This window comes from Methylocystis parvus (assembly GCF_049675845.1).
Taxonomy (GTDB): Bacteria; Pseudomonadota; Alphaproteobacteria; order Rhizobiales; family Beijerinckiaceae; genus Methylocystis; species Methylocystis parvus_A.
Window position 1 is genome coordinate 3,168,986 of sequence record NZ_CP187161.1, and the last position, 16,389, is coordinate 3,185,374.

13 protein-coding genes and 9 pseudogenes are annotated in these 16,389 nt (G+C 65.2%); 8 read left to right on the forward strand and 14 right to left on the reverse strand.

Annotation, left to right across the window (positions count from 1 at the left end; genetic code table 11):
- Nucleotides 1-136: 136 nt before the first annotated feature.
- The 6 genes and pseudogenes from atpH to ACPFMJ_RS16465 all read left to right on the forward strand — a co-directional run.
- Nucleotides 137-514: pseudogene (atpH, locus tag ACPFMJ_RS16440) on the forward strand (ATP synthase F1 subunit delta); the annotation flags it as partial.
- A gap of 70 nt (nucleotides 515-584) precedes the next feature.
- Nucleotides 585-2,113: pseudogene (gene atpA, locus ACPFMJ_RS16445) on the forward strand (F0F1 ATP synthase subunit alpha); the annotation flags it as partial.
- Between the two features lie 53 nt (nucleotides 2,114-2,166).
- Nucleotides 2,167-3,012 (forward strand): annotated as a pseudogene (locus ACPFMJ_RS16450) (F0F1 ATP synthase subunit gamma); the annotation flags it as partial.
- 47 nt (nucleotides 3,013-3,059) lie between these two features.
- A pseudogene (locus ACPFMJ_RS16455) lies at nucleotides 3,060-3,390 on the forward strand (OsmC family protein); the annotation flags it as partial.
- A 105-nt stretch (nucleotides 3,391-3,495) separates the two neighbouring features.
- Nucleotides 3,496-4,359: pseudogene (gene atpD / locus ACPFMJ_RS16460) on the forward strand (F0F1 ATP synthase subunit beta); the annotation flags it as partial.
- 113 nt (nucleotides 4,360-4,472) lie between these two features.
- Entirely contained in the window at nucleotides 4,473-4,703 is a 231-nt protein-coding gene (locus ACPFMJ_RS16465; protein ID WP_424363893.1) for a hypothetical protein, read from the forward strand.
- Between the two features lie 69 nt (nucleotides 4,704-4,772).
- Here ACPFMJ_RS16465 and ACPFMJ_RS16470 read toward each other — a convergent pair.
- From ACPFMJ_RS16470 to ACPFMJ_RS16530, 13 genes and pseudogenes are all read right to left on the reverse strand, one after another.
- Nucleotides 4,773-5,285, reverse strand: a pseudogene (locus ACPFMJ_RS16470) (cyclic nucleotide-gated ion channel); the annotation flags it as partial.
- The gene (locus ACPFMJ_RS16475) at nucleotides 5,249-5,698 is read right to left on the reverse strand and encodes a DHHA1 domain-containing protein (protein WP_424363894.1); all 450 of its coding nucleotides are present in this window, start codon (nucleotides 5,696-5,698) and stop codon (nucleotides 5,249-5,251) included. The gene ACPFMJ_RS16475 and the pseudogene ACPFMJ_RS16470, both read right to left, overlap by 37 nt.
- A 19-nt stretch (nucleotides 5,699-5,717) precedes the next feature.
- Nucleotides 5,718-5,930, reverse strand: a complete 213-nt coding sequence (locus tag ACPFMJ_RS16480; RefSeq protein WP_424361020.1) for a hypothetical protein — start codon at nucleotides 5,928-5,930, stop codon at nucleotides 5,718-5,720.
- Between the two features lie 392 nt (nucleotides 5,931-6,322).
- Nucleotides 6,323-6,592 (reverse strand): alanine--tRNA ligase-related protein, encoded by a 270-nt coding sequence (locus tag ACPFMJ_RS16485; RefSeq protein ID WP_424363895.1) that lies wholly within the window; start codon nucleotides 6,590-6,592, stop codon nucleotides 6,323-6,325.
- Nucleotides 6,514-7,271 (reverse strand): annotated as a pseudogene (locus ACPFMJ_RS16490) (alanine--tRNA ligase-related protein). The gene ACPFMJ_RS16485 and the pseudogene ACPFMJ_RS16490 overlap by 79 nt, the downstream one beginning before the upstream one ends.
- On the reverse strand, nucleotides 7,171-7,695 hold the full coding sequence (locus tag ACPFMJ_RS16495) for an alanine--tRNA ligase-related protein (protein ID WP_424361021.1): 525 nt from the start codon (nucleotides 7,693-7,695) through the stop codon (nucleotides 7,171-7,173). Before ACPFMJ_RS16495 ends, ACPFMJ_RS16490 begins: the two are co-directional and overlap by 101 nt.
- A 442-nt stretch (nucleotides 7,696-8,137) precedes the next feature.
- Nucleotides 8,138-8,269, reverse strand: a pseudogene (locus tag ACPFMJ_RS16500) (recombinase RecA); the annotation flags it as partial.
- Nucleotides 8,270-8,426: 157 nt separating this feature from the next.
- A pseudogene (locus ACPFMJ_RS16505) lies at nucleotides 8,427-9,094 on the reverse strand (recombinase RecA); the annotation flags it as partial.
- 7 nt (nucleotides 9,095-9,101) lie between these two features.
- Nucleotides 9,102-9,917 carry a septum site-determining protein MinD gene (gene minD, locus ACPFMJ_RS16510; RefSeq protein WP_424361022.1) on the reverse strand — a complete coding sequence of 272 codons (816 nt, stop codon included), beginning with the start codon at nucleotides 9,915-9,917 and terminating at the stop codon, nucleotides 9,102-9,104.
- A 14-nt stretch (nucleotides 9,918-9,931) separates the two neighbouring features.
- On the reverse strand, nucleotides 9,932-10,723 hold the full coding sequence (minC, locus tag ACPFMJ_RS16515; RefSeq protein WP_424361023.1) for a septum site-determining protein MinC: 792 nt from the start codon (nucleotides 10,721-10,723) through the stop codon (nucleotides 9,932-9,934).
- A gap of 134 nt (nucleotides 10,724-10,857) precedes the next feature.
- Entirely contained in the window at nucleotides 10,858-11,610 is a 753-nt protein-coding gene (locus tag ACPFMJ_RS16520; protein WP_424361024.1) for a class I SAM-dependent methyltransferase, read from the reverse strand.
- Nucleotides 11,611-11,707: 97 nt separating this feature from the next.
- The gene (locus tag ACPFMJ_RS16525; RefSeq protein WP_424361025.1) at nucleotides 11,708-12,412 is read right to left on the reverse strand and encodes a pirin family protein; all 705 of its coding nucleotides are present in this window, start codon (nucleotides 12,410-12,412) and stop codon (nucleotides 11,708-11,710) included.
- A gap of 104 nt (nucleotides 12,413-12,516) precedes the next feature.
- The gene (locus tag ACPFMJ_RS16530; RefSeq protein ID WP_424361026.1) at nucleotides 12,517-13,713 is read right to left on the reverse strand and encodes a PQQ-dependent sugar dehydrogenase; all 1,197 of its coding nucleotides are present in this window, start codon (nucleotides 13,711-13,713) and stop codon (nucleotides 12,517-12,519) included.
- A gap of 211 nt (nucleotides 13,714-13,924) precedes the next feature.
- Between ACPFMJ_RS16530 and ACPFMJ_RS16535 the strand changes: the two genes are divergently transcribed.
- Nucleotides 13,925-14,848, forward strand: a complete 924-nt coding sequence (locus ACPFMJ_RS16535; protein ID WP_424361027.1) for a hypothetical protein — start codon at nucleotides 13,925-13,927, stop codon at nucleotides 14,846-14,848.
- A gap of 45 nt (nucleotides 14,849-14,893) precedes the next feature.
- Nucleotides 14,894-15,985, forward strand: coding sequence for a hypothetical protein (locus ACPFMJ_RS16540; RefSeq protein WP_424361028.1), 1,092 nt, complete (start codon nucleotides 14,894-14,896; stop codon nucleotides 15,983-15,985).
- Between the two features lie 3 nt (nucleotides 15,986-15,988).
- On the opposite strand, the gene ACPFMJ_RS16545 is transcribed toward ACPFMJ_RS16540, so the two are convergent.
- Complete coding sequence (locus ACPFMJ_RS16545; protein WP_424361029.1) at nucleotides 15,989-16,387, reverse strand: carboxymuconolactone decarboxylase family protein; 399 nt, start codon at nucleotides 16,385-16,387, stop codon at nucleotides 15,989-15,991.
- Nucleotides 16,388-16,389 lie beyond the last annotated feature (2 nt).

The window sequence follows — 16,389 nt, forward strand, 5'->3', positions numbered from 1 at the left end:
TTGGGACTGGGGCGTTGCCGCTCTCAGTTCCTTGCCCCTGCAGCATCCGTCGCTTTGAAGCAGACCGCCCACCGCGCGAACGCATGGCCGCGTCGTGGAGCCGCTTTGAACGATGCGAATTTGACGAGCGATCCAAGTGGCTCAAGACGGAGTTTCGCTTTCCGGCGTCGCAGGACGTTACGCCTCCGCCCTTTACGAACTGGCGTCGGAAAAGAACGCCGCCGACGAGGTCGCCGCGGCTCTGGCCGCGTTCCAGAGCCTCATCAACGACAGCGCCGACCTGAAGCGCCTGGTGAAGAGCCCGGTCTTCACGGCGCAGGAGCAGGTCAAGGCGCTCGACGCCATTCTCTCCAAGGCCGGCATTTCCGGCGTCGCCGCGAATTTCATTCGCCTCGTCGCCTCGAAGCGCCGCCTCTTCGTTCTTCCCGACATGATCGCCGCCTATCAGGGGCTGCACGACAGGGCCAAGGGCCTCGTGCGCGCCGACGTCACCGTCGCCGCCCCGCTGAAGCCCGATCATGAGTCGGCGCTGCGCCAGGCGCTCGCCGCGGTCACCGGCGGCAAGTCGGTCAGAGGTCCGGCTGATGGAAATCCGCGCCGCAGAAATTTCCGCGATCCTCAAGGACCAGATCGCCAACTTCGGCAAGGAAGCCGAGGTCACCGAGGTCGGCCAGGTGCTGTCGGTCGGCGACGGCATCGCGCGCGTCTACGGTCTCGACAACGTCCAGGCCGGCGAAATGGTCGAGTTCGAGAACGGCATCCGCGGCATGGCGCTGAACCTCGAAAGCCGACAACGTCGGCGTCGTTATTTTCGGCGACGACCGCGACGATCCGGAAGGCGACACGGTCAAGCGCACCGGCGCCATCGTCGACGTTCCGGTCGGCAAGGAGCTTCTGGGCCGCGTCGTCGACGCGCTCGGCAATCCGATCGACGGCAAGGGCCCGATCAAGTTCGAAAAGCGCGCGCGTCGACGTCAAGGCGCCCGGCATCATTCCGCGCAAGTCGGTGCATGAGCCGATGGCGACCGGCCTCAAGGCGATCGACGCTCTCATCCCGATCGGCCGCGGCCAGCGCGAGCTGATCATCGGCGACCGCCAGACCGGCAAGACCGCGATCGCGCTCGACACCTCCTCAACCAGAAGCCGGCTAACGAAGGCACCGACGAAAGCGCGAAGCTCTATTGCGTCTACGTCGCCGTCGGCCAGAAGCGCTCGACCGTCGCGCAGTTCGTGAAGGTGCTCGAAGAGCGCGGCGCGCTCGAATATTCGATCATCGTCGCGGCCACCGCGTCGGATCCGGCGCCGATGCAGTTCCTGGCGCCGTTCACCGGCTGCGCGATGGGCGAATATTCCGCGACAACGGCATGCACGCCGTGATCATCTATGACGATCTTTCCAAGCAGGCCGTCGCCTACCGCCAGATGTCGCTGCTGCTGCGCCGTCCGCCGGGCCGCGAAGCCTATCCGGGCGACGTCTTCTATCTGCATTCCCGTCTGCTCGAGCGCGCCGCCAAGCTCAATGACGATCGCGACGCTGCCGGCAAGGGTTCGCTGACGGCGCTCCCGGTCATCGAGACGCAGGCCAACGACGTGTCGGCGTACATCCCGACGAACGTCATTTCGATCACCGACGGCCAGATCTTCCTCGAGACGGACCTCTTCTATCAGGGCATCCGTCCGGCCGTGAACGTCGGTCTGTCGGTGTCGCGCGTCGGTTCGTCCGCACAGACGAAGGCGATGAAGAAGGTCGCGGGCAAGATCAAGGGCGAGCTCGCGCAGTACGCGAAATGGCGGCCTTCGCGCAGTTCGGCTCCGACCTCGACGCGGCGACGCAGCGCCTGCTCGCACGCGGCGCGCGTCTGACGGAGCTCCTGAAGCAGCCGCAGTTCTCGCCGCTCAAGATGGAAGAGCAGGTCGCGCGTGATCTACGCCGGCGTGAACGGCTATCTCGATCCGCTGCCGGTCAATCGCGTCCGCGCCTTCGAGGACGGCGTTCTCGCCGGGCTTCGCTCGGAAAAGACGATCCTCGACGCGATTGCGAAAGAGAAGGCGCTGTCGGCAGACTCGGAGAAGAAGCTCGAGCGTCGTCGACAAGTTTCGCGAAGGGTTTTGCGCTTGATCGGGTTCCGCCCGATGAACGCCGCGCGACGCTCAGCTTAAAAGAAGCATGCGCAACCGTATCGCCTCGGTGTCAAGGCGACGCAGAAGATCACCAAGGCCATGCAGATGGTCGCGGCGCGAAGCTGCGCCGCGCGCAGCCGGCGACCGCCGCCGCGCGCCCTACGCCGAGCGCATGGAGACCGTGCTGGGCAGCCTCGCTTCGAAGGTCGCGGACAAGAACGGCGCTTCGCCGCTTCTCGTCGGGACCGGCAAGGACGACGTGCATCTACTCGTCGTCGCCCGCCGAGCGCGGTCTGTGCGGCGCGTTCAATTCCTCGATCGTCCGCTCGCGCGAGCATGACGCCAACCGTTTGATCGCCGCCGGCAAGACGGTGAAGATCCTGACGGTCGGCAAGAAGGGCTACGACCAGCTTCGCCGCGATCTCGAGCCGAGATCGTGAGCATTGTCGAGCTGCGCGGCCTGGGTGTGCGATCAGGACTTCGAGAACGCGGACGAGATCGGCAAGAAGGTCATCGAGATGTTCGAAGCCGGGCGAGTTCGACGTCGCTACGCTGTTCTTCTCGGAATTCAAGTCGGTCATCGCGCAGATCCCGACGGCGCAGCAGCTCATCCCGGCGCAGATCGCCGCGAACGAGAACGCTCCGGCGCAGGAAGGCGCGCAGCCTGCTTACGAATATGAGCCGGGCCAGGACGAGATCCTCTCGGATCTCCTGCCGCGCAACATCTCGACGCAGATCTTCCGCGCGCTGCTCGAGAACGCCGCCTCGTTCTAGGGCGCGCGCATGAGCGCGATGGACAACGCCACGCGCAACGCCGGCGACATGATCAAGAAGCACGATCAAATATAACCGTCAGCGGCAGGCGAACATTACCAAGGAACTGATCGAGATCGCGCGGTCAGGCGATGATCACCAAGGAACTCATCGACGAAGGGTCATCTCGAAGAGGGCAAGCTCGCTCTCGCAATGGCGTTGCCTAAGGATCTCGGCGGATCGGGTGAAGGCCAAGGCGGTTCTGCTTCTCGCCAAGAAGCATGGACTCGACGGTCAGGCCGCCAAGGTCACGTGTGAAGTGGAACTCAACAAGGATGCCACGAGCTTCGCCCTCAAGGCGCATCTGACGCTCGCAATTCCCGGTGCCGATAAGGACAAACTGCAAGCGCTGATCGAAGAAGCGCACCAGATCTGCCCGTATTCCAAAGCGACACGCAACAACATCCCGGTCGCTCGACGTAGGGAAGATTCACCAGGTGACGGGTGCCGTCGTTGACGTGCATTTCGACGACAAGCTGCCGGAAATCCTGAACGCGCTCGAGACCACGAACCAGGGCAGCGCCTCGTTCTCGAAGTCGCGCAGCATCTCGGCGAGAACACCGTGCGCACCATCGCCATGGACTCGACCGAAGGTCTCGTTCGCGGTCAGGAAGTCACCGACACCGGCGCTCCGATCTCGGTTCCCGTCGGCGACGAGACGCTCGGCCGCATCATCAACGTCATCGGCGAGCCGGTCGACGAAGCCGGTCCGATCAAGACCAGCTCGGTGCGCGCTATCCACCAGCCGGCGCCGACGTTCGAAGAGCAGGCGACCGAGGCGCAGATCCTCGTCACCGGCATCAAGGTCGTCGACTTGCTGGCACCTTACGCCAAGGGCGGCAAGATCGGCCTGTTCGGCGGCGCGGGCGTCGGCAAGACCGTTTTGATCATGGAATTGATCAACAACGTCGCCAAGGCGCACGGCGGATATTCGGTCTTCGCGGGCGTCGGCGAGCGCACGCGCGAGGGCAACGACCTCTATCACGAGATGATCGAGTCCAACGTCAACAAGGACCCGAAGAAGAACAACGGCTCGGCTGCCGGTTCGAAATGCGCCCTGGTCTATGGCCAGATGAACGAGCCGCCGGGTGCGCGCGCACGCGTCGCTCTTTCCGGCCTCACTGTCGCCGAGGACTTCCGCGACCAGGGCCAGGACGTGCTGTTCTTCGTCGACAACATCTTCCGCTTCACGCAGGCGGGCTCGGAAGTGTCGGCGCTGCTCGGCCGTATTCCTTCGGCGGTGGGCTATCAGCCGACGCTGCGACCGACATGGGCGCGCTGCAGGAGCGCATCACCACGACGACCAAAGGGCTCGATCACCTCGGTGCAGGCCATTTACGTTCCGGCCGACGACTTGACCGACCCGGCGCCGGCAACGTCGTTCGCCCATCTGGACGCGACGACCGTGCTGTCGCGCTCGATCGCCGAAAAGGGCATCTATCCGGCGGTCGATCCGCTCGACTCGACCTCGCGCATGCTCTCGATCCGCGCATCGTCGGCGAGGAGCACTACGACGTCGCTCGTAAGGTTCAGGCGATTTTGCAGCGCTACAAGTCGCTGCAGGACATCATCGCGATCCTTGGCATGGACGAGCTTTCGGAAGAGGACAAGCTGGTCGTTGCTCGCGCCCGTAAGATCGAGCGCTTTCATGTCGCAGCCGTTCCACGTCGCCGAAGTCTTCACCGGCTCGCCCGGCAAGCTCGTGTCGCTCGCCGACACGATCAAGGGCTTCAAGGGCCTCGTGAACGGCGAGTACGATCACCTTCCTGAGCCGCCTTCTATATGGTCGGCTTCCATCGACGAAGCGATCGCGAAGGCAGAGAAGCTCGCGGAAGCGGCGACCTCGCCCTCCGCGATGAAATACATGGATTGCGCCATGTCGCCGCGCCGCACGATGAGCGTGCCCGCAGGCACGGACTGAGCGCTGAGATAGCGCATGATCTCCGCGATCGCGGTCGCGTCCAGCGTACGAAACAACGGCACGCTCGCCACCATGCTCCAGGTGACGACGAACTCCCGCCTGTGAATCTCTTCGGCAAAGGCCGTGGCGACGATGCCGACCGGCAGGCCCAGCATGACATAGCCCATCACCATCGTCACGGAGGCGATCATGCGGCCCGCGAGGGTCACCGGGGTGACGTCGCCATAGCCGACGGTGGTGATGGTGACGATCGCCCACCACATGGCCGCCGGAATCGAGCCGAAATTCTCCGGCTGGGCGTCACGTTCGGCGATATGAATCGCGCTGGCCGAGAAAAGCACCGCGCCGAAAAGAAGAATGGCGGTCGCGGCGAGCGCCTTGCGCTCGGCCTCCATCACCGCGACGAGGGTGCGGATGCCCGCCTTGCGCCTGCGCCATGTCGGGACCGCCCGCCGCCGCCCTTGCCGCCAAGCGCGGCGCTTGCGACGCGCACGAAATCGACGGCGCTATATTTCTGCGTCAGATCGTCCGTGACGCCGACGACGACGCCGGCCTTGCCGTCCGGCGAAGCGCTCGCGATCACCACGATTCCCGAGCCGATGCTCTTCTTTGCGTCGTCGACGAGCGATTTCAGGTCCTTCGCGTCGATGCCCTCGACCGCGCGCGCCAGCAGCTTGACGCCGCCGATGCTGCGGATCGCTTCGCCGTTCGACGCCGCGCCCGCGCCGGAGCGCCGCCGCCGAGCGCCATCTGGCGCTTGGCGTCGGCGAGCTCCCGTTCGAGATTCTTGCGCTCTTCGACGAGATGCTTCACGCGATCGACAAGATCTTCGGGGCGCGCGCATCAGCACGCGGCGATGTCTTTCACAGCGCGCGCGCCTGCGACGAAAGATAGGCGCGGGCGCCTTCGGCGGTGCGCGCCTCGATGCGGCGGACGCCCGAAGCGACCGCGCCTTCGGAAACAATTGCGATCAGGCCGATATCGCCCGTGCGCGACACATGCGTGCCGCCGCAAAGTTCGACCGAGAAGGGATGATGGACGCCGGGGTCCGGCCGGCCCATCGAGACGACGCGCACCTCGTCGCCGTATTTCTCGCCGAACAGCGCGCGATCGCGCCGGACGCACGCGCATCGTCCAGCGCCATGAGGCGCGTGACGACGGGCGTGTTTTCGAGCAGCACCGCGTTCGCGATATCCTCGACTTGCTTAATCTCTTCCGCCGACATTGGCTTCGTATGCGAGAAGTCGAAGCGCAAACGATCTGGCGAGACGAGCGACCCTTTCTGCGCCACGTGCGTGCCAAGCACCTGCCTCAGCGCTTCGTGCAGAAGGTGGGTCGCCGAATGATTGGCGCGCGTCGCCGAGCGGCGTCCGTGATCGACCTCGAGTTCGAGCGCAAGACCGCGAACTCACCGCCTTCCTCGACGACGCCCTCATGGACGATCAGATCGCCGAGCGCCTTGATAGTGTCACTCGACGCGAAATAGGATGTTCCAGCTCTTTGACGCCGCGTCGCCGACTTGGCCGCCACTCTCCCCGTAGAACGGAGTTTGGTTAGTGATGATTACACCCGGCGTTCCATTTGCGATCGCATCGACGGATTCCTTACCGTTGACAACGATGGCGCGAATTTCACCTTCTGCCTTCTCGGTGTCATAACCTAAAAATTCAGTGGCTCCGACTTTATCTCTGAGATCGAACCAGATCGCATCAGTCGCCGTCTCGCCGAGCCGGACCAGGCGGCGGCGCCTCGGCGCGCTGGCGCTTCATCGCGGCGCATCGAAGGCATCCTTATCGACGCGATGCCGCGCGGCCGCAGGGCGTCCTCCGTCAGATCGAGCGGGAAGCCGTAGGTGTCGTAAAGCTTGAACGCGACGTCACCCGGGAAGACAGCGCCCTTTTCGAGGCCCGCCGTTTCTTCGTCGAGAATGGCGAGGCCGCGTGCGAGGGTGGCGCGGAAGCGGGTCTCCTCGGTCTTCAGCGTGTCGGTGATCAGCGCCTGGCGCGGACGAGTTCGGGATAGGCGTGCCCATCTCGCGACGAGCGCCGGCACGAGCCGCCACATCAGCGGCTCCTGCAGCCCATCTGGTGCGCATGACGCATGGCGCGGCGCATGATGCGGCGCAGCACGTAGCCGCGGCCTTCGTTCGACGGCAGCACGCCGTCGGCGACAAGGAAGGAGGAAGCGCGCAGATGGTCGGCGATGACGCGGTGGCTCGCGGCTTGCGTCGCCGCGCTTTCCTTTGCGCCGGTCTTCGCTGCTTCCTGACGGATCGCCTGGATCAGGTGCTGGAACAGATCGATGTCGTAGTTGTCGTCACGCCCTGCATGAGTGCCGCGATGCGCTCGAGCCCCATGCCGGTGTCGATCGACGGGCGCGGCAGGTCGGCGCGCGCTGGCCGGGCGCCACCTGCTCATATTGCATGAAGACGAGGTTCCAGAATTCGAGGAACCGGTCGCCGTCCTCGTCGGGGCTGCCGGGCGGTCCGCCGGCCAGCGCCTCGCCCTGGTCGAAGAAGATCTCCGAGCACGGGGCCGCAGGGGCCGGTGTCGCCCATCTGCCAGAAATTGTCGGCGGTCGGGATACGGATGATCTTATCGTCGGAGAAGCCGCGATCTTTTTCCACAGATCGTAAGCTTCGTCGTCGGTGTGATAGACGGTGACGAGCAGCTTGTCTTTCTTCAGCCCGAAGTCCTTCGTCAGCAGGTTCCAGGCGAGCTCGATCGCGCGCTCCTTGAAATAGTCGCCGAAGGAGAAGTTGCCGAGCATCTCGAAGAAGGTGTGGTGGCGCGCGGTGTAGCCGACGTTGTCGAGGTCGTTGTGCTTGCCGCCGGCGCGCACGCACTTCTGCGACGTCGTCGCGCGCGGCCTGATAGCGCGTCTCGACGCCCGGTGAAGACGTTCTTGAACTGCACCATGCCGGCGTTGGTGAACATCAGCGTCGGGTCGTTGCGCGGAACGAGCGGCGAGGACGGCACGATCTCGTGACCGTTCTTACCGAAGAAATCGAGAAACGAAGCGCGGATTTCGCTGACGCCAGCTCATTTGGTCTCTCTGGCCTGATCGAGAAAAACGAATTCCATCAAAGTCCGATCATATGGTGAAAAGCCGCCGTTGCGGCGGCCCTGAGGCGAGGAAGGCAGCGGGCGCGTCGCGCGCGCCGTGCGCCTGCGGAAACGACGGCGCTGGCGGGCGATCTGCCCATCAAAACGGTTTCGAAATGAAAAATGGCCCGAAAACCTACCTCTTCGCCTTGGCGGGTCGATTGGCGGCGAGGAGACGCTTATTCGTCGTCGTCACCGCCGGGGGCGTCGAGAATTTTCTCGGCGATGAGGCCTGCATTTTCGCGAATCGCCTGCTCGATGCGCGCGGCGGCCTCGGGGTTCTGCCGCAGGAAACCCTTGGCGTTCTCGCGGCCCTGGCCGAGGCGCTGGCTGTCGTAGGAAAACCACGCTCCCGACTTCTCGACGACGCCCGGCCTTCACGCCGAGATCGATGAGCTCGCCGACCTTGGAGATGCCCTCGCCATACATGATGTCGAACTCGACCTGCTTGAACGGCGGCGCCACCTTGTTCTTGACGACCTTGACGCGCGTCTGGTTGCCGACCGTCTCGTCGCGCTCCTTGATCGCCCGATGCGGCGGATGTCGAGGCGCACGGAGGCGTAGAACTTCAGCGCGTTGCCGCCCGTCGTCGTCTCCGGATTGCCAAACATCACGCCGATCTTCATGCGGATCTGGTTGATGAAGATCACGAGCGTATTGGAGCGAGATCGAGCCCGTGAGCTTGCGCAGCGCCTGGCTCATCAGGCGCGCCTGCAGGCCCGGCTGCACTTCGCCCATCTCGCCCTCGATTTCCGCGCGCGGCGTCAGCGCCGCCACCGAATCGACCACGAGCACGTCGACCGCGCCCGAGCGCACCAGCGTGTCGGTGATCTCCAGCGCCTGCTCGCCCGTATCGGGCTGCGAGATCAGCAGCTCGTCGAGATTGACGCCGAGCTTCTTGGCATAGACGGGATCGAGCGCATGCTCGGCGTCGACGAAGGCGCAAACGCCCCCGTCTTCTGCGCCTCGGCGATGACGTGCAGCGTCAGCGTCGTCTTGCCCGAGGATTCAGGCCCGTAAATCTCGACGATGCGCCCGCGCGGCAGGCCGCCGACGCCGAGCGCAATGTCGAGGCCGAGCGAGCCGTCGAGATCGGTCTCGATCTCGACGGCCTTCTGATTCTTGCCGAGGCGCATGATCGCTTCATGCGGCCCTCCTGCCGAAGAGGCGACCGAGGATGCTTTTCCTGTCGCTGGGAATCTCCATCGGAAGGTCCGCGCCGCAGAGACGCTGGGCCGCGTTGGCGTAGGCGCGCGCCGGCGCGCTCGTCGCATTGTGCAGCACGATCGGCGCGCCGAGATTCGAGGCGCGAAGAACCTCTTCGCTTTCGGGCACGACGCCGAGGAGCGGAATGGAGAGGATTTCGACGACGTCGTCGATGCTGAGCATCTCGCCGCGACCCGCGCGCCGCGCGTCGTAGCGGGTGAGCAGGAGATGCTTTTCCATGCGATGGCCCGCTTCCGCCTGCTCGGTCTTCGCGTCGAGGAGTCCGATGATGCGGTCGGAGTCGCGCACCGACGAGATTTCCGGATTGGCGACGACGACCGCGATGTCGGCGAAGCGCATGGCGAGCGTGGCTCCCCGCTCGATTCCCGCCGGGCTGTCGCAGAGAATCCAGTCGAATTTTTCACGCAGCTGGGCGATGACCGCGCGCACGCCGTCTTCGGTGAGCGCGTCCTTGTCGCGCGTCTGCGACGCCGGCAGGAGGAAGAGATTCGACAGCCGCTTGTCGCGGATCAGGGCCTGATGCAATTTCGCTTCGCCCTGCGCGACATTGATCAGGTCGAAGACGACCCGGCGCTCGGCTCCCATGACGAGATCGAGATTGCGCAGGCCGACGTCGAAATCGACCACGGCGACCTTCTTGCCTTGCTGTGCGAGCGCCGCGCCGAGCGCGGCCGTGGACGTCGTCTTGCCGACGCCGCCCTTACCCGAGGTGACAACCAAAACCTTGGTCATTTCCGTGTCCTCTCCTAATCCAGCCGTGCGATTCTGACGTCTTCCTTTTCGAGCCAGACCTGGACGTTCTGGCGTCGCATGTCGTCGTCTATTTCGTCGGCGGTGCAGTAAATCCCGCCGACGGCGAGGAGTTCGGCCTCGAGGCGCCGGCAAAAGATTCGCGCGCGCGTCTCGCCATAGGCGCCGGCCATCGCGCGCCCGCGAAGCGTGCCGTAGACATGGATGGAGCCGCCCGCGACGACATCCGCGCCCGAGCTGACGGAGCCGATCACGATCACGTCGCCCTGCGGGTAGAAGATCGTCTGGCCCGAACGCACCGGCGCGTCGACAAGCAGGGGAATGGCGCTCGCGGGCTCGGGCGCCAGCTCTTCCGCCTCCGAATCGGCCGCAGGCGCGAGCATGTCGCCAATCTGGTCGAAGGCGGCTTGCTCCTCGGCGGTCAGCGCGGGTTTTTTCGCAGCCGGCGCGTCGTCGCGCGGCGCTTCCTCAGCGAGCGCGAGGGCGCGCGCGCCGGTCAGAATGGGCGGCAGCTCGTCGGAGGCCCAGGCGGGATCGGCGCCGGCGACGCCCAGGATGGAGATCCTGCGGGCCTTCAGCTCCGTTACGAAATCGACAAGCCCGTCGCGATCGAGGTCGAGTTTCGAAACATCGACCACGATGGGCTTCTTGGCGAAGAAGGCGGGCGAGCAAGCGAGGTAGGAATCGAGCCGGCCGATCCAGGCCGCGACCGGCGCCTCGGGCTCGAGGGCGAGGGCGGGGAAGGAGCACCCCCGGAAGCGGATGTGGCGAGAGGACGTCTGCGTCACGGCAAGCTCTTACGATTGTTGGATTATTTTTAAATCGGACGTTTTGGTTAAAGAAGGATTAACCTTGGCGGCGACGTTCACCGGAAATTAACGACGCCGGTCAGACGGGGGCGAAGGAGCCGATCGAGGCTCCCCTAGACCTTTCCGCACCGCATATGCAGCGGGACGCAGAGCGGCGAGTCGGGCGGGTTCGCCTCCCAGGCTCTGGCGAGTACCGGCGCCATGATCGCCAGCGGATCGACGCCATGGCGCGCGCGATATTTCGTCACCGCCGACCATGTGCGCAGGAAATTCACGAGGTCCTCGCAGGTGGCGGCGATCGGCGAGCGGAACAGGGGCGCTTCAGTCTCCTCGAAGGGGAAGGGGAGCGCCGCATAGCCGCTGAAATAATAGCGGGCGTTGTCGTCCCAGAAGGGGCCGAGAATCTCGGTCCTGAGCGCCTCCAGCGCCGCGTCGAGCGGCGGCGAGCCCGTCCAGGGCCAGTCATAGGTCCAGACAGCGATGACGCCGCCGGGCTTCAGCGCCTCGCCGGCGCGGGCGTAGAAGCGCGGCAGATCGAACCAGTGGACCGAGCAGGCGCAGGCGATGAGATCGACCTTTCCCGCAAGGCCGAGATCGGCTTCGGCAGGGGCGAGGCGGTAGTCGATATTCGCGCGCCTCGGCGCCGCCGCGAGTTGCCGCGGGTCCGGGTCGGTGGCGACGACGCGGTCGAAATGTTCCGCGAGGCCCGATGCGGCGAGGCCGCTGCCGGTCCCGCAGTCCCAGGCGAGCGAGCGGGACGGCGCGGCCTGCGCCAGCCACTCGTAGAGCGCAGCAGGATATTGCGGACGGAAGGCGCGGTATCCTTCGGCGTCCTGCCCGAAATAAAGCGAGGTCGGCTCGTTCACCTTCGGGCTCCCCTTGCGGGGAAAAGCAGGCGCCCCGTCGCCGGCGCGGAGATTTGAAAATCCCCGCGCCGCCGTCAATCCGTCTTAGCTGCGGCGCTTACATCGCCATGTCGAAGACGAGCGCCTCGGCGTCCGCGCGCGCCTCGAGCCGGATCTCCGCGCCGTCGCTCACCGCGACGCCGTCGCCCGCCGCGAGCGCTTCGCCATTCACCGCGATCTCGCCGCGCGCGACCTGCACCCAGGCGGCGCGTCCGGGCGCGAGCGCATGGGCGACGCTTTCGCCCGGCGCGAGCAGCGTGGCGTAGAGATCGACGTCGCGATGGACGGCAACCGCGCCGTCGCGGGCGTTTCGCGAGGCGATGAGGCGCAGGCGGCCGCGCTTCTCCTGCGCCTCGAAGCGCTTCTGCTCATAGCCGGGCGCAAGGCCTTCGCGCTCGGGCAAGATCCATATCTGCAGGAAATGCACCGGCTCCGTGTCCGAGGCGTTGTATTCGCTGTGGCGGACGCCCGTTCCGGCCGTCATGCGCTGCACGTCGCCGGGCCGGATGATCGAGCCCGTGCCCAAGCTATCCTTATGCGCCAGCGCGCCGTCGAGGACATAGGAGATGATCTCCATGTCGCGATGCGGGTGGGTGGGAAAGCCGCCGCCGGGCGCCACGCGGTCCTCGTTGATCACGCGCAAGGGGCCGAAGCCCATGTGCGCGGGATCGAAATAATGGCCGAAGGAGAAGCTGTGCCGGCTGTCGAGCCAGCCGAAATTGGCCGCGCCCCGCTCTTCGGCCCGTCTGATCGCCATCTGCATGTCTGGCCCTCTTTTGGAAATACAAGCCTGCGCGAGAGATGATCGGCGAAGAGAAAATTACAATGAGCGCAGATTGGTCCCAACTGTAGCTAATTTGGATACAATCATCGGCGGGCCACCATGGTTCGCCCATAGGCGATCCGATAGACGGCGCCGTTCTGGTCGTCGGTTACGAGGAGCGCGCCGTCGGGGGCCTGCGCCACGTCGACCGGGCGGCCAAGATAGGGCATGGCTCCCCGGTTCCAGCCTTCCGCGAAAACCTCGCTCGCGCCGCCTCTGCCGCCTGGGCCGGGCCGCGTGAACATGATCCGCGCGCCGACGGGCTCCTTGCGGGCGACCGAGCCATGCTGCGCCGAGAAGACGCCGCCGCGATATTTTTTCGGAAAGGCGGTCCCCGTGTAGAAGGCCATGCCGAGATCGGCGGCGTGCGGGGTTTCCTCGATTTCCGGAAAGACGACCTCCGCCGGCGGGGTCTCGCCGGCATAGTCGGGCGTGCGGGCGTGGCCGCCGCCGAACCACGGGAAGCCGAAGTGAAGGCCCGCGCGGTCGGCGCGATTCATCTCGCCGGGCGGCGTGTCCTCGCCCATCTCGTTCGACTGATTGTCTGTGAACCAGAGCGAACCGTCCGCCGGATTGAAATCCATGCCGACCGAATTGCGGACGCCCCGCGCAAACACTTCGCGCCCCGAGCCGTCGAGATTCATGCGCAGGACGCCGCCAATGCCGATGCGGTCGTAGAGAGCGAGCTTGCCGCGCGGCGTCACGTCATAGGGCTGGCCGAGAGAGACATAGAGCTTTTCATCCCAGCCGATTCGGCAGACGCGCATCGTATGGCCGCCGCCCTCCTCGGATGAGGGAATGAGGTCGCCCTGCTTCACGACGGTGACGACCTTCGGCCGACGCCACTGCGTTTCCGCACGGGGGATCGCGACGATGCGATTGCGTTCGGCGACGTAGAGCGCGCCGTCCGGCGAGAAACAGAGCCCGTGCGGCAGATCGAGCCGGGTCGGGATCGGCATCGCCGCGACGGAAGCAGCGCGGACCTGCCCGGGCGTGAGCGCGTAAATCTTGTTCTCCGCCCCAGTGCCGATGAAAATCGCGTCGCCTCGGGGACCGACGGCGATCGTCCGGGCCCCTGGCGCGAGCGCATAGAGCGAGATCGAAAAGCCTTCCGGCAGGCGAACGCCGCGCAGAATGGCTTCGATTTCCGCGGTTCGGGAGACGCTTGCCGGCGCTCCTGCGAATTGCCCGAAGCAGAAGCCGATGACGAGCGCCAGAGCGGAAATGAGCCAGCGCCCCATCGGCCGCGCCTCCACCGAATAAGTCGGGGCTGCGCGCCTGCGCGGCCCGAGAGGCCGTTAAATCCGCGCGCGGCGCGGTTTGTTCCCCCCCCCATGGCGCAGGCAGGGGCGAGGCCGGCGATGCTTGTGCGCAGGCGCAAAGCAAACGCATGCTGGAGCGCGCATGATCCGGGCATGAAGACGCAAAGCACTGTGGGGCAGGGGGCGCGCCATGAAGTCGAAGCAAGCCGTTCACGTCGCGATGGCGCTCATGATGAGCGCGGGCGCGTCGAGCGCGAGCGAATTTATTTGCGAGGGCGTCGCGTCGCGCGACGCGCATGCCCGTGAAAATCCTGCGCTCATGATGAAGCAGGGAGAGCGTCGCAGCGATTTCGGATGGTATGTCGTCGACGAAAAGGGCCAGGACTGGTATTGCGCGCGCGATAATTGCTTCGAGGCTCATATCGTCGCGGGCGGCGCCAAGGTCGAGGGAGTGCGTCTGACCAATTGCCGCATCGGCGCGGCCGCCTGGGGCGCCGACCCGAAGAATCCTGTCAAGAGCTACGATCTTGATCGCCTCGCCGCAGGCGATCCTGCGACGGCGTTGACCTTTCAGCAGGTGGGCAAGCGTCTCGACGGCATGGGTCTGTGCGACGATTGCTATGACAACGCCAGGGAATCCTATATGCGCGATCCGCAGTCGCCCTGCGGCCAACTCGTCGGCAAGGCGATGGCGGGCGACGCGCAGGCGCGAAACACGCTTGCGAAGAAGTTCCCCGATTATTGCCGCCTCCCGGGCGCCGAGCCCGAATTGCAGCCGCCCGCGCTTGGCCCCAACGCCAAGGCGCCGGCCGCTTTCGCCGGCCGCTATGTGGGCGGAGACCGGCATTATTCGCAGGAACTGACGATCACGAAGCGCAAGGACGGCAGTTTCGATATCGACGCCCTGGTCGGAACGCCTGGCTGCACGGGCTCGATGGACGCGCGCGGCGCGGCGGATGGCGACCTTCTCAAGGCGCAGGCGAAATCGGAAGGCAGTTCATGCGTGTTCGAAATCCGCCGGACCCTCAAGGGCGTGCGGGTCGACGCGGATGCGTGCATGGATTTCCACGGCGCTTCCTGCGAATTCACCGGCGACTATCGCAAGAAGCACTGACGCCGCGAGGCGCTTGCAATCTGGGCGTTTCCCTGGAGTTTCTTCATGTCTCGCATAGCATTCGCCATTCTCTTCCTCGCGCCGGGATTGCTGCTCGGCAAAGCCATGGCGACGGAGGGCGCGCCTGCGGCCAAGGTCTATGAAGGCGTCGTCGGCTCCGCGCCGATCGTCATGTCGCTGGAGGGCCCGGACGATTCTTTCTCCGGCAATTATTTTTATCGTAGCCAGCGATTCGACATCGACCTCAGCGGCGAGACGAAGAAGGGCGTCATCCAGCTCGAGGCTTTCATCACCGGCGACAAGCTCAGCCTCAAGCCGGACGGCGCAGGCTATACAGGCAGCCTGACGACCGCCAAGGGCAAGACCCTGCCCGTGCATCTCCACCCTGTCGGCCCCGAGGCGGCGCGCAACGCCCCGGCAGACGCTGGCGATGGGATCAGTCTCTATGAAAGGATTCGCCTCTCCGGTCTGGCGCTGAAGCCGCAAAAGACGGAGACCGTCGCGGGGCGCGATCTGCGCTGGTATCTCGAGCCCACAAGCGGCGCCCGCCTGTTCCGCATCGAAAGCGGCTATGACGCGCCGGTCATGGAGGCGATCAACAAGGCGCTCGCGCGCATCCAGTGGGCCAATGTCTCGGAATATTTCAGTTGCCCGGGGATGGAAGGCGGCTCGGGCCTCGAAAATGCGGAAGTCGGCAAGCCCTATCTTTCCGACGCCCATGTGAGCTTCGCGATCGAGGAGTCGTGGAGTTGCGCCGGCGCGGCGCATCCCGATTTCGGGATGGAGGGACACAGCTTCGACGCGAAGACGGGCAAGGAGATGGAACTCGACGACTTGCTGAAATTCGGCAAGGCGCCGGTTCCGAAAAAGGACTCCGACGCCTGGCTCGACTATCGGTCCAAGACCTTTGCGCCGGGCGTCGTCGCCCTGCTCAAGCGCTTCTATCCGAAGGAGATGAAGGCGCCCAAGGGGGAGGACGACTGCAATTATTCGGACGCCGAGGTGTGGAGCTTCCCCGCCTGGCGCCTCACCGAGAAGGGCGTCTATGTCGGCGCCTCCTTCGCGCGCGCCATGCGGGTTTGCGACAATCCCGAATGGTCGGTCATTCCCTATTCGGCGCTAAAGGAATCGCGCTGAAAATCACGCGACCTCGAACGCCTCGTCGATCGGCACGCCCAGCGCCGTGACGAGGCGGTTCGTTTCGGACGCCATGCCGATGACCGCGAGAAGCTCGCCATATTCGGCCTCCGTCATGCCCTTCGCCCGCGCACCGGCCGTGTGCGAGTGGATGCAATAGGGGCAGCCATGCGCGACGGAGACGGCGATATAGATCATCTCCTTTACTTTCGGGTCCAGCGCGCCCGGCGCCATCACCGCCTTCACGCTCTCCCATGTGCGTTTCAGCGTCGCGGGATCATGCGCCAGCGCGCGCCAGAAATTATTGACGAAGTCGCTGCCGCGCGTCGCGCGTATGTCCGCGAAGACCTCGCGCGCTTGCGGCGAAAGCTCGTCGTCGCTCAAAAGGCGAACCGTGGACATGG

Coding starts and splice junctions, on each gene's coding strand:
- ACPFMJ_RS16475 (WP_424363894.1), bottom strand. CDS start 5,698: ATGCGCGCGCCCCGAAGATCTTGTCGATCGCGTGAAGCATCTCGTCGA.
- minD (WP_424361022.1), bottom strand. CDS start 9,917: ATGACCAAGGTTTTGGTTGTCACCTCGGGTAAGGGCGGCGTCGGCAAG.
- ACPFMJ_RS16525 (WP_424361025.1), bottom strand. CDS start 12,412: ATGCAGATGGCGATCAGACGGGCCGAAGAGCGGGGCGCGGCCAATTTC.
- ACPFMJ_RS16530 (WP_424361026.1), bottom strand. CDS start 13,713: ATGGGGCGCTGGCTCATTTCCGCTCTGGCGCTCGTCATCGGCTTCTGC.
- ACPFMJ_RS16535 (WP_424361027.1), top strand. CDS start 13,925: ATGAAGTCGAAGCAAGCCGTTCACGTCGCGATGGCGCTCATGATGAGC.
- ACPFMJ_RS16540 (WP_424361028.1), top strand. CDS start 14,894: ATGTCTCGCATAGCATTCGCCATTCTCTTCCTCGCGCCGGGATTGCTG.
- ACPFMJ_RS16545 (WP_424361029.1), bottom strand. CDS start 16,387: ATGTCCACGGTTCGCCTTTTGAGCGACGACGAGCTTTCGCCGCAAGCG.